Genomic DNA, 13,791 nt, shown 5'->3' on the forward strand with positions numbered 1-13,791 from the left:
GCGTACGCAACGTACGCACTACCCGCGGGTAGTCGTGTCGGTGGCCTGCGCCAGGGCATCGCCGAGCAGCTCGGCGATGTCGTCGCAGTCGTGTTCGTCGAAGGTCAACGGCAGCCTCAGGTCGCACAGCGTGGCGAGGATCCGGTCGGCGTTGGGCAGCGGGCGCGTCTCGGTCAGGTAGCCCCAGCTGTCGTAGCGGCTGGTGTAGTCCTCGGGCTGGGGCTTGCCGTACCACTTGAGCGGGATGCCCCGCGCCTCGCAGCCGGCGATGAACCGGGCGATCGCGTCATGGGAGAGCGACGGCAGCCGGAACTGGATCGAGCTGCCGACGAAGTCCTCCCGCGCGGGCCGCGGAATCGTCTCGACCGGGGCCATCTCGGCCAGCGCGCCCTCGAGGCGGCGGTAGAGCGCGTTCCAGCGACGCTGGCGCGAGGCGAGCTCGGCCAGCTGCGGGCGCAGGATCGCCGCGCGCAGGTTGTCCATCCGCCCGCTCATGTTGGGCGTCACCAGCCGGGTCTCGGCGAAGGTATCGGCCGGCGGGGCCGCCAGGTGACGGTCGTAGAGCATGTAGGAACCCGACATGATCACCGCACGGCGCATCACCTCGGGGTCGTCGGTGCTCAGAAGCCCCCCCTCGCCGGAGTTGAGGTGCTTGTAGGTCTGGGTGCTGAAGCAGCCCACCTTGCCGAAGGTGCCGCTGGGCCGGCCGTCGTAGCGGGCCCCCATGGTATGGGCGCAGTCCTCGATCAGGGTGATGCCGTGGGCCTCGCAGACCGCCACGATGGCGTTCATGTCGCCGATGTGGCCGCGCATGTGCGAGAGCAGGAAGAAGCGCGCGCCGCTCTCCTTGGCCGCGGCGGCCAGATCATCGGGATCGACGGTGGTGTCCTCCTGAATGTCCACCAGCACGGCCTCGCCGCCCGCGGCGTGGATGCTGCCCGGCACCGGCGAGAGCGTGAAGGCGTTGCACAGCACCGCCTCGCCGCGCTCAAGCCCGCAAGCGCGCAGCGCCAGCTGCAGCGCATAGCCACCGGAGGCGCAGGCCAGCACGTAGGGCACGCCCAGGCTCGCCGCGAACTCCTGTTCCAGCAAGGCGGTCGCGCCCTTCTCGCCCTCGACCAGGTTGTAGCGATGCAGGCGGCCGGTGCGCATGACCTCCACCGCGGCCTCGATCGCCTCCTCGGCGATCGGCTCCTGCTGGGTAAAGGATTTCGAGAAACGGCGCATGGGACCTACCTCAGTAACGCTGCTGGTGATGGACGGGGAAATCCCACTGCTCGTCGGGGAAGTACTTGGTCAGGCGCCAGTCGCAGGCCCGGGCGTGCCCTTCCATGCCCTCGACGCGGGAGATGCGCGAGCCCACGGCGCTGAAGGTCCGGTTGGCCTCCTCGCTGAGCTGCTGGGTGGTCAGTACCTTCATGAACTTGTGCACGTTCAGGCCACCGCTGTAGCGACCGGCGCGCTTGGTCGGCAGGATGTGGTTGGTGCCCGAGCACTTGTCGCCATGGGTGACGGTGCTGCCCTCGCCGAGGAACAGCGAGCCGTAGTTGCGCAGGTGCTCCTTCCACCAGTCGAGGTCCTCGCACAGCACCTGCAGGTGCTCGCAGGCGTAGCGATCGCTCACCTCGACGACCTCCTCGCGGGTGTCGCCCAGGATCACCTCGCCGTGGTCGCGCCAGGCGGCGTGGATGACGTCGGCGTTGGGCATGTCGTCGGCGACCTTGGGCACCAGCTCGATGACCTTCCGGCCCAGCGCCTCGCTGGTGGTGAACAGCCACACCGGCGAGTTGGTGCCGTGCTCGGCCTGGGAGACCAGGTCGACGGCGATGGTCATCGGATCGGCGGAGTCGTCGGCGATCACCGCCGATTCGGTCGGGCCGGCGAAGACGTCGATGCCGACCTGGCCGAACAGCAGGCGCTTGGCCTCGGCCACGTAGGCGTTGCCCGGACCGACCAGGATGTCGGCCTCGCGCCCGCCGAACAGGCCGAAGGCCATGCTCGCCATGGCGTGCACGCCGCCCATCTCGAGGATCATGTCGGCGCCGGCCACGTGCAGCGCGTAGACCACCGCCGGGTTGATGCTGTCGCCGCGGGGCGGGGAGCAGGCCACCACGTGGGGCACGCCGGCCGCCTTGGCGGTCGCCACGCTCATCAGCGCCGAGGCGGCGTGGGCATAGCGGCCGCCGGGGATGTAGCAGCCGGCGCAGTCGACCGGCAGCACCCGCTGGCCGAGCAGCACGCCGGGCTCGGTCTCGATCTCGAAGGAGGTCAGGCTGTCGCGCTGCGCCTCGGCGAAGCGGCGGATCTGGCGATGGGCGAAGTCGATGTCGTCCTTCACCGACTGCGGCACGCTGTCGATCAGGCGCTGGCGCTTCTCGTCGCTGAGCACGAAGTCGCCGGTCCAGCCATCGAACTTCTCGGCGTACTCGCGCACGGCCGGCTCGCCCCGCTCGCGAATGTCGTCGAGCATCTGGCGCACCGCGGCGGTGACCCGTTGATCCTCGGCGGCGACGCCCTCGGCGCCCTCCGCCTGCTTGAGATGTCGAATTGTCATTGTCTACTCCGCAATGGCGCTAACGGCTCAAATCTCTGATGAATCCCCCGGGGCGCACCCCGGGGACGACGACGCGGCCCCACACGGCCCGGCGAGGGCCGGGGGCCGGCCGTCACGCCTGGTAGTCGGGGAAGCCGAAGGCATCCGGGTAGCCGAACAGCGCGACGCTGCCGCCGGTGTGCAGGAACACCACGTTCTCGCCGGCCTTGAAGTGGCCCTTGCGGATCAGGTCGATCAGGCCCGCCATGCCTTTGCCGGAGTAGACCGGATCGAGCAGGATGCCCTCGTGGCGCGCCAGCAGGGTGACGGCCTCGACCATGCTCTCGGTGGGGATGCCGTAGCCCTCGCCCACGTAGTCGCAGTTGGCCACGACGTCCTCGCGGGAGACCACGCCGGAGAGGCCGAGCTTGGCCTCGGTCTTCTGAGCCAGCGCGAAGACGTTGGCCTCCTGCTTGTCCTTGGGCGCGCGCACGCCGACGCCGAGCACCGGGATGCCGGCGTTGCAGGCGGCCAGGCCCGTGACGAGGCCGGCCTGGGTGCCGGCGCTGCCGGTGGCGTGCACCAGGTGGTCGATCTGCAGGCCCATGTCGTTGGCCTGGGCGAGCAGCTCCAGGGCGGCGTTGACGTAGCCCAGGGCGCCGATCTCGTTGGAGCCGCCGCCGGGAATGATGTAGGGGGTCTTGCCATCGGCCTTCAGGGTCTCGGCCAGGGCCTCCATCTCGGCCGCCATGTCGGCGCCGCCGGGGCGCTTCTCGACGCTGGCGCCGTGCAGCTGGTCGAGGAAGACGTTGCCGTTGTAGTTGTAGGCCGGGTCGTGGCTGCCGGTGCGATCCTCGAGCAGGATGTGGCACTTGAGGCCCAGCTTGCAGGCCGCCGCGACGGTCTGGCGGGCGTGGTTCGACTGGGTCGCGCCCTGGGTGATGATGGTGTCGGCGCCCTTCTCCAGGGCATCGGCCATCAGGAACTCGAGCTTGCGGGTCTTGTTGCCGCCGGTGGAGAGGCCGGTGCAGTCATCGCGCTTGATCCACAGGCGCGGGCCACCCAGCAGACGGCTCAGGTTGTCCATCGGCTCGAGCGGCGTCGGCATGTGGCCGAGGCGGACACGGGGAAAACGGGAAAGGTGCATACGAGCCTCCAGGCGGGTAATTTGTTGTGGCATAAGCGTGCTCTCGAAATGAGACGGTCAACGGGCCGGCGAGTCACCGTTCGCCACCGACCGGTCTGTCTCAAAGCTAATACGAGCGCACCGACGCGGACCAATGCCAAGATGCTCGTGAGCGGTTACTTTTTTGCATACACCACAGATTTGTCTTTTCCTGTACTGCCTCCCGGAAAATTGTTATGAAAATCGAATGGATTGAAGATTTTCTTGCTTTGATCGAGGCAGGCACCTTCTCCCAGGCCGCCGAGGTGCGCCACGTCACCCAGCCGGCCTTCTCGCGACGCATCCGCCAGCTCGAGGAGTGGCTGGGGGTCGAGCTGATCGATCGCCACTCGCCGCGCCTCGCCCTCACGCCCCACGCGCGGACCTACGAGCCGTCGATGCGCGACTGGCTGGCACGCCTCTACGCCATGCGCAGCCGCATCCGCGCGGACGCTAAGCACGGTCCCCGGGCGATCCTGACCACCCAGCACACCCTCACCGTGAGCTACCTGCCCCGGCTGCTGCGCCACTTCCGGCGGCGCGCCCCCGAGGCGCGCCTGCAGGTGCGCTCGTCGGATCGCAGCGACTGCATCCGCAACTTTCAGCGCGGCGAGGCCGACCTGCTGCTGTGCAGCGAGCTCGAGGGGGCACCGCTGTTCCTCGATCGCGAGGAGATCGAGCGCGTGCCGCTGGGCGTGGAGCAGCTGATCCCGGTCTGCGCCGCGAACCAGCAGGGGCAGCCGCTGTTCGATCTCGAGGGCCGGTCACACCTGCCGCTGATCGGCTACGAGCCGGACAGCTTCCTCGGCGGGGTGCTGGCGAGCCCCTATATGCTCGACCTGCAGCGCCGCTTCGATACCGAGCTGGTCTGCGAGACCTCGTTCACCATCGGCATCCGCGAGTTGACCCTGTCGGGGCTGGGGATCGGCTGGCTGCCCCACGGCCTGATCGAGGAGGACCTGATCGCCGGCCGGCTGACCTCGCTGCTGGACACCCTGGGCGGGCCGAAACTGGTCGTGGCCTGCTACCGCCAGCCCGACGTCGAGTCCAGCTCGCTCGAGACCCTGTGGCGGCTGATGCACGACCGCCCCCCGACGATCTGACGCACCCCCCGACGTTCGGCGCCAGGGGGCCAGTGCGATAAGCTAGGAAGTGCTGACTATCACTGATCGCGCGACGCGGCCCCCGATGCCGCGCCGTCGAAGGAGGCATGATGAGCCATGGTATCCGTCGCATCCTGTGCTGTGTGGGGCTGAAGATCGACTGCAATCCGGTGCTGGCGCATGCGGTGGGGCTGGCGGTGGCCACCGGCGCGGAGCTCGAGGTGCTGCACGCGGTCAAGTCGCTGTCCGACGACGTGGTCAACACCCTGCGGGTCAACATCCCGGATCGGGAGATCCTCGAGACCCTGCGGGCGCAGCGTCTCAAGGAGGCCAGCGCCGTGCTGGACGAGAAGATCGAGACCTTCTGGGCCGGCCACTCCGAGCTGCGGGAGGCCTTCGGCGCCCGCGAGATGAAGCGCAGCGTGCTGGAGGGCTATCCGGCGGTGGTGATCACCGACTACGCCCATCGCCGCGGCAGCGACATGATCGTGATGGCGTCCAACAAGCGCAGCTTCTCGACGAGCTACGCGGGCAAGATCACCAAGGGGGTGATCAAGCGCTCCCACGTGCCGGTGGTGGTGGTGCCGCCGCGTCGCGACTGACCCTCGGCAGCGACAGGGTGAAGGTGGTGCCGCGCTCGGCGTCGCTCTCGACGCCGACCTCGCCGCCGTGCCACTGGGCGATCGAGCGCACGATGGCAAGCCCCAGCCCCCCGGAATCCACCGAGCCGGTGCGCGCCGGGTCACAGCGATAGAAGCGCTCGAACACCCGCGAGAGGTCATCGGGCGCGATGACGTCGCCCTGGTTCTGCACCCGCAGCTCGACCCGCTCCGCGGTGGTCGCGGTAGTGATGCGGATCGGCGTGCCGCTTCTGCCGTGGCGCAGGGCATTGGCCAGCAGGTTGGCCAGCGCCCGGCGCAGCAGCTCGCAGCTGGCCACCACGCTGCCGCTCGCGTGATGGATCAGTTCGCGCCCGTCCTCTTCCGCCATGCCCTCGAAATACTCGCAGAGCTGCTCGACCAGCAGGCCCAGGTCGACCGCCTCGCGGGGGATCTCCTTGGAGGGGTTCTCGGTACGCGCCAGCAGCAGCATGCTGTCGATCATGCGTGACAGCCGCTCGTACTCCTCGATGTTCGACTCCAGCACCTGCCGGTACTCCTCGGCGCTGCGCTCCCGGCGCAGGGTGTGCTGCGTCTGCCCCAGCAGGTTGGTCAGCGGCGTGCGCATCTCGTGGGCCATGTCCGCGGAGTAGCGGGCGAGCTGGAAGAAGCCCTCCTCCAGGCGATCGAGCATCCGGTTGAGCCCCAGGCTCAGGGCGCCGATCTCCTCGGTCTCGCCCGCGTCGTTCAGGCGCCGATCGAGGTGGCGCACATCGATGCGGTTGGCCTGCTCGGCCAGGCGGCGCAGCGGTCCAAGCCCCCGGCGGCTCACCCCCCACCCCAGCAGGAAGGCGAGCAGCGCGCCGGTGGCCAGCGCCAGCCACAGCCGCAGCCGGTAGGCCGAAAGCATCTGCCGGCGCTCGTCGAGCAGCTTGCCGGCGACCAGCGTCAGCGGCCGCCCGTCCTGCTCGAGGGTCTGCCAGGCCAGGCGCGCCGGCACCGCCCCGGCCACGTCGTCGAGACGCACCTCCCGACTCGCCGGCAGCGTGGGTACCGCCAGGTTCCCCGGGTTGACCTCGATCAGCACCTTACCCCGGGGATCGAGGATCCACAGCAGGCTGTCGCGGTTGCCCAGCATGTTGGCGTAGAGCTGGGGGCGTTCACGCAGGGCGGCGACGCTCTCGCCGTCGTCGAGCAGCGCCTCCATGCGCTCCAGGCGCCCGCGCAGCATCTGGTCGTCGCGCCAGGCGATCTCCCGGTGCAGCGAGTGATAGAGGTAGGCGCCGATGCTGCCCAGCAGCAGCACACTGACCAGGGCGAACAGCAGCGACAGGCGCGTCGCCAGGGAGTTGAGCACCGGCATCAGGCGCGGTCCTCCAGCACGTAGCCCATACCGCGCTCGGTGTGGATCAGCTTGTGGGGGTAGGGGTCGTCGACCTTGGCGCGCAGCCGGCGCACGGCCACCTCGACCACGTTGGTGTCGCTGTCGAAGTTCATCTGCCAGACCCGCGAGGCGATGTAGGTGCGCGACAGCACCTCTCCCTCGCGGTCGAGGAACAGCTCCAGCAGCGCGAACTCCTTGTTGGTCAGCGCGATGCGCTCGCCCTGGCGGGTCACCCGGCGGCGCAGCACGTCCATCTCCAGGTCGGCCACGCGAAAGTGCTCGGTCTCCCGGGGCGGCCCGCGGCGCAGCAGGGTACGCACTCGGGCCAGCAGCTCGACGAAGGAGAAGGGCTTGACCAGGTAGTCGTCGGCGCCGAGCTCGAGGCCCTTGACGCGATACTCCACCGCGTCGCGGGCGGTCAGGAAGAGCACCGGCACCTGGCTGCGGCGGCGGATCAGCCGCAGCAGCTGCCAGCCGTCCAGCCCCGGCAGCATCACGTCGAGGATGATCAGGTCGAACTCGCCCTCCTCGATCAGGTGCTGGGCGTCATAGCCGTCGCGGGCCACCTCGACGCGATACCCCGACTCGCTGAGCCCCTTGCACAGGTAGTCGGCGGTCTTCTGTTCGTCCTCCACCACCAGGATACGCATACCGCCCCTCCGCGAAATCGGCACAGGGTAGCCGGGCCCGGCCCCCTTGCCCATTACAAAGCTGTAATCCTGCCGTCAGGGGTTTGACGAGGCCAGGGTGTCAGGATGGCCTCGTCACTTCATCAGGAGGTTCTCATGAGATCACGACTGGCTCGCCTGCCCCTGCTCGGCGCCGCCATGCTGGCCGGCAGCGTCCTCGCCGACACCGGCGTGGGCCTGACGCAGCAGAACCTGTCGCTGGAGCTGGCCAATCGCCTGGTCGACGCCACCCTCGAGGCCTGCCATGCCGACGACCGCACCGCCGTGGTGGCGGCCGTCGACCGCGGCGGCAACCTGGTGGCCCTGCAGCGCGACGACAACATCGGCCCGCACAACACCGTGGCCGCCCAGCGCAAGGCCTTCACCTCGCTCTCGACCGGCACCAGCAGCCGCGCGCTCTCCCGGATCGCCCGGGACGATCCCGAGTCGGCCAACCTGAACACCCTGGACGAGCTGCTGCTGCTCGGCGGCGGCGTGCCGCTTACCGTCGACGGCGAGGTGATCGGCGCCCTGGGCGTGGCCGGCGCCGGCGGCTCGGCCATCGACGAGGGCTGCGCCCTCAGCGCCATCGAGGACGTGCTGCCCGAGGCCAGCGCCGCCCGGTAAGCCGGCGAGCCGGCCTCGCCGCCGTCACGCCCTCCGTTTCGACCGACCCACGACCACCGTGTCCCGCACGGTATCGACACCACCCCAAAGGAGTCATCCATGAAGAAGATCCTCACTTCCGTCGCCGCCGGTATCGCCCTCAGCAGCGCCGCCGCCACCGCCATGGCCGCCGACAACCCGCTGAGCGTGCACGTGCTCAACATCCAGAGCGGCCAGCCATCGCCGGGCGTCGAGGTCGAGCTCGAGCGTCGCACCGACGCGGGCTGGGAGTCCCTGGCCACCGCGACCACCGACGAGGCCGGCCGCATCAACGCCCTCTACCCCGAGGACGCGGCCTTCGAGGCGGGCGTCTACCGCGTGACCTTCGAGACCGGCGAGTGGTTCGCCGAGCACGACACCGCCACCTTCTTCCCGGAGATCCCGGTGCCCTTCCAGGTCGAGAACACCGAGCAGCACTACCACGTGCCGCTGCTGCTGAGCCCGTACGGCTACTCCACCTACCGCGGCAACTGATGCGCGCCGGCGTGGATCGGCCCGTCAGGGTCGATTCACGCCAGCGAGCTCATACAAGCGCGTTCACCTAAGCCCGTTCAACTAAGCCCGTTCAACTAAGCCCGTTCACGTCAGTTCCCCTATCGCTAATTGCGGGAGGTTTACCATGCTGTCCAAGTCCCTTGCCGGCCTGATGCTGGCCACGGCCCTGCTCGCCGGTACCGCCCAGGCCGATCCCGCCACGGAGCGCGCCCTGAGCCTCAACGAGGCGACGATCTCCTACGCCGCGCCGATGACCATGACCGACCTTGCGACCTACACCGGCGGCATGCTCGGCGACTCCACGGCCATGATGCAGGCGCGCCAGCGCCTTCAGGAGCGCCACCAGGCGACCCGCGACCTGGCCCTGATGCCGAGCGGCCTCTCCCCGGCTCGGGAGGCGACGGGCAGCTGAGCCCTCGCCGGGCCCCGACCCTCGGGGCCATGCGGGAATCGCCACGATGCCAGCCGGCGCCCGCCGGCTGGCATCGTCTCGTCTAGGGCGCCGAATGGGATCAGAACGAGGCGAGCAGCCGCCCCAGCGTCTCCATGGCCCGCTCGCTGCGCGGCGTCCACGGGTGTCCGTAGCTCAGGCGCGCGCAGTGGCGAAAGCCCTGGGTGGCCGAGAAGATGGGCCCCGGGGCCAGGCTGACGCCCTGGTCCAGCGCCATGCGGAACAGGCGCAGCGAGTCGACCCGCTCCGGAAACTCGACCCACAGGAAGTAGCCACCCTCGGGCCGGGTGATGCGGGTGCCGGCGGGAAAGTGGCGATCGGCGGAGGCCAGCATGGCGGCCTGCTGCGCCTCCAGGGCATGGCGCAGCGTGCGCAGGTGGCGATCGAAGCCGCCGCGCTGGAGGTAGTCGGCGATGGCTGCCTGGGCCGGGATCGACGGCGAGAGGGTGGTCATCAGCTTGAGGCGCGAGATCGCCGCGGCGAAGCGCCCGCCCGCCACCCAGCCGACGCGGTAGCCCGGCGCCAGGCACTTCGAGAAGGAGCCGCAGTGCATCACCAGGCCTGCGTCGTCGAGCGCCTTCACGGGCGTCGGCGGCGTGCTGCCGAAATAGAGCTCGGCGTAGGCGTCATCCTCAAGCATGGGCACCTGGTGCCGCTTCAGCAGCCCATAGAGGCGACGCTTGCGCGCGTCGTCGAGGCTCGCGCCCTGGGGGTTCTGGAGGTGGCTCATGAACCAGCAGGCCTTGATGGGCAGCGTCGCCAGGCGCGCCTCGAGGATGTCGAGGTCGATGCCCTCGCGCGGATGCACCGGGATCTCCACCGCCTTCAGCTCGAGGCGCTCGAGCACCTGGAGGCTGGCGTAGAAGGCCGGCGCCTCGATGGCCACCAGGTCGCCTGGCTGGGTCACGCACTGCAGCCCCAGGTTCAGCGCCTCCATGGCGCCGTTGGTGATCACCAGCTCCTCCAGGGGCAGCTGCATGCCGCCGAGCATGTAGCGCAGGGCGATCTGGCGGCAGAGGTCGGGATGGCCGGCGGTCATGTCGGCGATCACCGCGTGGGGCGACAGCTCGCGCAGCCCGCGCGCCATGCTGCTCGCCAGGCGCGCCAGGGGGAAGAGCTCGGGGCTCGGGAAGGCCGAGCCGAAGGGCACCGTGCGGGTGTCCTGAAGCGACTCGAGCACCGAGAAGACCAGCTCGCTGACGTCCACCTCGGCGGGATCCGCCCGCTGCCCCCAGACCCGGGGCTCCTCCATCAGGCGCCGGGCCTGCTCGCGCACGAAATAGCCCGAGCGGGGCCGCGCCCGAATCAGCCCCCGGCGCTCCAGCAGGTAGTAAGCCTGGAACACGGTCGAGGGGCTGATGCCGTGGTGCCGGCTGGCCTGGCGCACCGAGGGGATGCGCTCCCCGGGCGCCAGCACTCCCTGGCGGATGAGGGTCGCAATCGTGTCGGCGAACTGTTCGTAACGCTTCATCGGAAGGGTGTCCGGCGCATCGCGGGGCCGTCAGCATACCCCAGCCGGGGGGCTCGTCGCGAAAACAGCCCCGCTCGATCGCAGACGCCGCCGCACAGCGCAAAGCCTTGTGACACGGCGGACGGCGAGCATCTGATCCGGTTTTTTGTCGGCCATCTGAGTCTGTTATGCGCCGCACCCCGCGCGCATAGTGCGGCCATCGTCCGCCTGCCCTCTTCCGGATATCGACATGACCCAACGCATCCCCCTGCACGACCTGGCGCCCGAGACCGGGGTCGGTCGGCACGACCCCGCCGACACCCCGCCGCCGGCGAGGCCCGCCCCACGCTCACGCCTCTACGTGCGCGAGGTCCAGGGCGTCTTCCAGCGCCTGCGCCGCCGCGCGAACTGGGCACTGATGGCGCTCTACCTCGCGCTGCCCTGGCTCCGCTGGGGCGATCGCCCCCTCGTCTGGTTCGACCTGCCGAGCCGCGAGTTCCACCTCTTCAGCGCCACCTTCTACCCCCAGGACTTCATCCTGCTGGCCTGGCTGCTGATCGTCTGCGCCTTCGGCCTCTTCCTGATCACCATGCTCGCCGGGCGCGTCTGGTGCGGCTACGCCTGCCCGCAGAGCGTCTGGACCTTCCTGTTCCTGTGGTTCGAGCATCGCCTCGAGGGGCCACGACACCGGCGGATGCGCCGCGACCGCGCACCCCGACGCCTCGACGTGCTGTGGCGCAAGGCCGCCAAGCATAGCGCCTGGCTTACTATCGCCTTCGTCACCGGCCTGACCTTTGTCGGCTACTTCACGCCGATCCGCGACCTGGTCGTCGACCTGGCGAGCCTCGACGCCGGCCCCTGGGCGCTGCTCTGGATCGGCTTCTTCACGCTGTTCACCTACCTCAACGCGGGCTGGCTGCGCGAGCAGGTGTGCCTGCACATGTGCCCCTACGCCCGCTTCCAGTCGGTGATGTTCGACGCCGACACCCTGATCGTCTCCTACGATGCCGCCCGGGGCGAGCCGCGCCGCGAGCGCCGGCACAAGGCCGACGGCCAGCAGGCGCCGGCGGGCGACTGCATCGACTGCGAGCTCTGCGTGCAGGTCTGCCCCACCGGCATCGACATCCGCGACGGCCTGCAGTATGCGTGCATCGGCTGTGCCGCCTGCATCGATGCCTGCGACGACGTCATGGAGCGCCTCGGCAAGCCGCGAGGCCTGGTGCGCTACACCACCGAGCACGCCCTGGCCGGCCGGGCCTCGCGGATCCTGCGTCCCCAGCTGGTCGGCTACGCCGCCGGCCTGGTGGTGATGGTCGCCCTGATGGTGGCGTTCATGATCGAGCGCACGCCCCTGCAGTTCGAGATCGAACGCGACCGCCAGCGGCTCTTCACCCAGGTCGCGGAGGGAAGCGTCGTCAACCACTACACCCTGACCCTGCGCAACCAGGACGACCGGGCGCATCGCTTCCGCCTGGAGGCGACCGGCCTGCCGGCGCTGTCCCTGGTCGGCCCCGACGTCATGGAGGTGGCCGCGAACGCCACCCAGCGCTGGCGCATCGCCCTCGAGGCCGACCCCGAGGCCCTGGCCCGGCCGAGCCACCCCGTCACGCTGCGCGTCGCCGCCCGCGACTCGGCACTGGCGATCGAGCGCGAGACCCGCTTCCTGGGGCCGTCCGCCCCGCGCTAAGGGCCCTTCGCGAATCGCCCCTCACCGATCCCTCCCAACGGCCCACAAAAAAGGCCCCCTCATCGAGGGGGCCAAACAGCAAAGCATGGAACATCGCAAAGCGGGGCGATCAGCCGTGACGATCGTAGCCGTTGTCCAGGAACGGATAGTCGGTGTAGCCCGTCTCGTCGCCGCCGTAGAAGGTATCGGGGTTCGGCTCGTTGAGCGGGGCGTCGACGCGGAAGCGCTCGACCAGATCCGGGTTGGCGATGTAGGAGCGGCCGATGGCCACCGCATCGGCGATCCCGTCGTCGATGATCCGCTGGGCACGCTCGGCGTCGTAGTGGCCGCAGAAGATCAGGCTGCCGCTGAAGCGCTCGCGCAGGGCGCGACGGAAGTCGTCGCTGAACTTGACGTCGCCGCCGGCCCAGTCGGGCTCGTTGACGTGCACGTAGGCCAGCCCACGCCGGGAGAGCTCTTCCATCAGGTAGAAGGCCATTTCTTCGGGCTCGTCGTCGGTCAGGCCGAAGATCTCGATGAAGGGGGTCAGGCGAATGCCGGTGCGCGCGGGGCCGAACACCTCGGCCACCGCATCGACCACCTCCAGCGGGAAGCGGGCGCGGTTCTCGATCGAGCCGCCGTAGCGGTCCGTGCGCCGGTTGGTGCCGGTGGCCAGGAACTGGTTGAGCAGGTAGGCGTTGGCGGCGTGCACCTCGACCATGTCGAAGCCCGCCCGCTTGGCGCGGATCGCCGCCTGGCGGTAGTCCTCGACGATGCCGGGGATCTCGTCGGTCTCGAGCGCCCGCGGGGTGCTGGTCTCGTGGCGACCGGCGCTGCCATCCGGAAACTCGACGAAGCACTGGGCGCCCTCGCCCTTCAGGGCGCTCGGCGCCACCGGCGCCTGGCCGTCGGGCTGCACCATCTCGTGGGAGACGCGCCCCACGTGCCACAGCTGCAGGGCCATGCGCCCGCCCTTGGCGTGCACGGCCTCCACGACGCCCTTCCAGCCGGCCTCCTGCGCGTCGGTCCAGATGCCGGGGGTATAGACGTAGCCCCTGGCCGTGGGCGAGATGTTGGTCGCCTCGCTGATGATCAGGCCGGCGCCGGCGCGCTGGCCGTAGTAGGCCTCTTGCAGCTCGCCCGGAACGCTGTCGGGCGTGCGGGCCCGGGTCAGCGGTGCCATCAGGATGCGATTGGGCAGCGTCAGGCTGCCCAGGCGGGTCGGGGTCAGCAGGGTCTCGTACGCCATGCGGCAACGTCCTCTTCGATGGGTCGAATCTGGGGTCGGCGCCTCGGCGGGCGACTCGACCGGGCCTATGATTAGACCAGTTTACTAGCAACCTCCGAGTGCTGGCTACCCCTGCTAATCGTTAACGTGATAATCGATATCCGGAGCGGCCGCGTGCCGCCGTCGCAGGGCCCCTGGCGGCAGGCTGTTCCGAGGCCCCTGGGCCACGTCAGCGCTTTACATCCAAGCCCGGCGCGGCCTATGCTGGCGTCAGCGCCGATTTGATCACCAGCTTGCGGGCGCTCTACAAATGCCGCTAAAGCGCCGCCGAAGGCCCGCTTTAGCCCATGCAAAGCGGGTTTTTTGTTGCCTGGCCCCCGGGC

General features: G+C 69.6%; 13 protein-coding genes. 6 read left to right on the forward strand and 7 right to left on the reverse strand.

Annotated features, from left to right (window positions below):
• Positions 1-18: 18 nt before the first annotated feature.
• The 3 genes from C9F13_RS02825 to cuyA all read right to left on the reverse strand — a co-directional run bounded on the left by C9F13_RS02825 (position 19) and on the right by cuyA (position 3,680).
• On the reverse strand, positions 19-1,227 hold the full coding sequence (locus tag C9F13_RS02825; RefSeq protein WP_108444712.1) for a DegT/DnrJ/EryC1/StrS family aminotransferase: 1,209 nt from the start codon (positions 1,225-1,227) through the stop codon (positions 19-21).
• A gap of 10 nt (positions 1,228-1,237) precedes the next feature.
• Positions 1,238-2,554, reverse strand: coding sequence for a histidinol dehydrogenase (hisD, locus tag C9F13_RS02830; protein ID WP_211310887.1), 1,317 nt, complete (start codon positions 2,552-2,554; stop codon positions 1,238-1,240).
• 112 nt (positions 2,555-2,666) lie between these two features.
• Positions 2,667-3,680, reverse strand: a complete 1,014-nt coding sequence (cuyA, locus tag C9F13_RS02835) for a D-cysteate sulfo-lyase (RefSeq protein WP_108444713.1) — start codon at positions 3,678-3,680, stop codon at positions 2,667-2,669.
• 215 nt (positions 3,681-3,895) lie between these two features.
• Here cuyA and C9F13_RS02840 point away from each other — a divergent pair, with 215 nt between their 5' ends.
• Complete coding sequence (locus C9F13_RS02840) at positions 3,896-4,801, forward strand: LysR family transcriptional regulator (RefSeq protein WP_108444714.1); 906 nt, start codon at positions 3,896-3,898, stop codon at positions 4,799-4,801.
• 110 nt (positions 4,802-4,911) lie between these two features.
• Entirely contained in the window at positions 4,912-5,403 is a 492-nt protein-coding gene (locus tag C9F13_RS02845) for a universal stress protein (RefSeq protein ID WP_157955154.1), read from the forward strand.
• Here the strand turns inward: C9F13_RS02845 and C9F13_RS02850 are convergent.
• Complete coding sequence (locus C9F13_RS02850; RefSeq protein ID WP_108444716.1) at positions 5,354-6,763, reverse strand: heavy metal sensor histidine kinase; 1,410 nt, start codon at positions 6,761-6,763, stop codon at positions 5,354-5,356. The genes C9F13_RS02845 and C9F13_RS02850 overlap by 50 nt on opposite strands.
• Positions 6,763-7,434, reverse strand: a complete 672-nt coding sequence (locus tag C9F13_RS02855) for a heavy metal response regulator transcription factor (RefSeq protein ID WP_108444717.1) — start codon at positions 7,432-7,434, stop codon at positions 6,763-6,765. The genes C9F13_RS02850 and C9F13_RS02855 overlap by 1 nt, the downstream gene beginning before the upstream one ends.
• 135 nt (positions 7,435-7,569) lie before the next feature.
• Here C9F13_RS02855 and C9F13_RS02860 point away from each other — a divergent pair, with 135 nt between their 5' ends.
• The 3 genes from C9F13_RS02860 (at position 7,570) to C9F13_RS02870 (ending at position 9,025) form a co-directional block, all read left to right on the forward strand.
• The gene (locus tag C9F13_RS02860; RefSeq protein WP_108444718.1) at positions 7,570-8,079 is read left to right on the forward strand and encodes a GlcG/HbpS family heme-binding protein; all 510 of its coding nucleotides are present in this window, start codon (positions 7,570-7,572) and stop codon (positions 8,077-8,079) included.
• A 99-nt stretch (positions 8,080-8,178) separates the two neighbouring features.
• Positions 8,179-8,592 carry a hydroxyisourate hydrolase gene (uraH, locus tag C9F13_RS02865; RefSeq protein ID WP_108444719.1) on the forward strand — a complete coding sequence of 138 codons (414 nt, stop codon included), beginning with the start codon at positions 8,179-8,181 and terminating at the stop codon, positions 8,590-8,592.
• A 145-nt stretch (positions 8,593-8,737) separates the two neighbouring features.
• Positions 8,738-9,025 (forward strand): hypothetical protein, encoded by a 288-nt coding sequence (locus C9F13_RS02870; protein WP_108444720.1) that lies wholly within the window; start codon positions 8,738-8,740, stop codon positions 9,023-9,025.
• Positions 9,026-9,125: 100 nt separating this feature from the next.
• Here the strand turns inward: C9F13_RS02870 and mapR are convergent, their stop codons facing one another.
• Complete coding sequence (gene mapR, locus C9F13_RS02875) at positions 9,126-10,535, reverse strand: GntR family transcriptional regulator MpaR (protein WP_108444721.1); 1,410 nt, start codon at positions 10,533-10,535, stop codon at positions 9,126-9,128.
• Positions 10,536-10,764: 229 nt separating this feature from the next.
• Between mapR and ccoG the strand changes: the two genes are divergently transcribed.
• Positions 10,765-12,201 carry a cytochrome c oxidase accessory protein CcoG gene (gene ccoG, locus C9F13_RS02880; protein ID WP_108444722.1) on the forward strand — a complete coding sequence of 479 codons (1,437 nt, stop codon included), beginning with the start codon at positions 10,765-10,767 and terminating at the stop codon, positions 12,199-12,201.
• 109 nt (positions 12,202-12,310) lie between these two features.
• On the opposite strand, the gene C9F13_RS02885 is transcribed toward ccoG, so the two are convergent.
• Positions 12,311-13,429: an alkene reductase gene (locus C9F13_RS02885; RefSeq protein WP_108444723.1), complete on the reverse strand. Its 1,119-nt coding sequence runs from the start codon at positions 13,427-13,429 to the stop codon at positions 12,311-12,313.
• Positions 13,430-13,791: the final 362 nt, after the last annotated feature.

It is taken from the genome of Halomonas denitrificans (assembly GCF_003056305.1).
Classification (GTDB): domain Bacteria; phylum Pseudomonadota; class Gammaproteobacteria; order Pseudomonadales; family Halomonadaceae; genus Halomonas; species Halomonas denitrificans.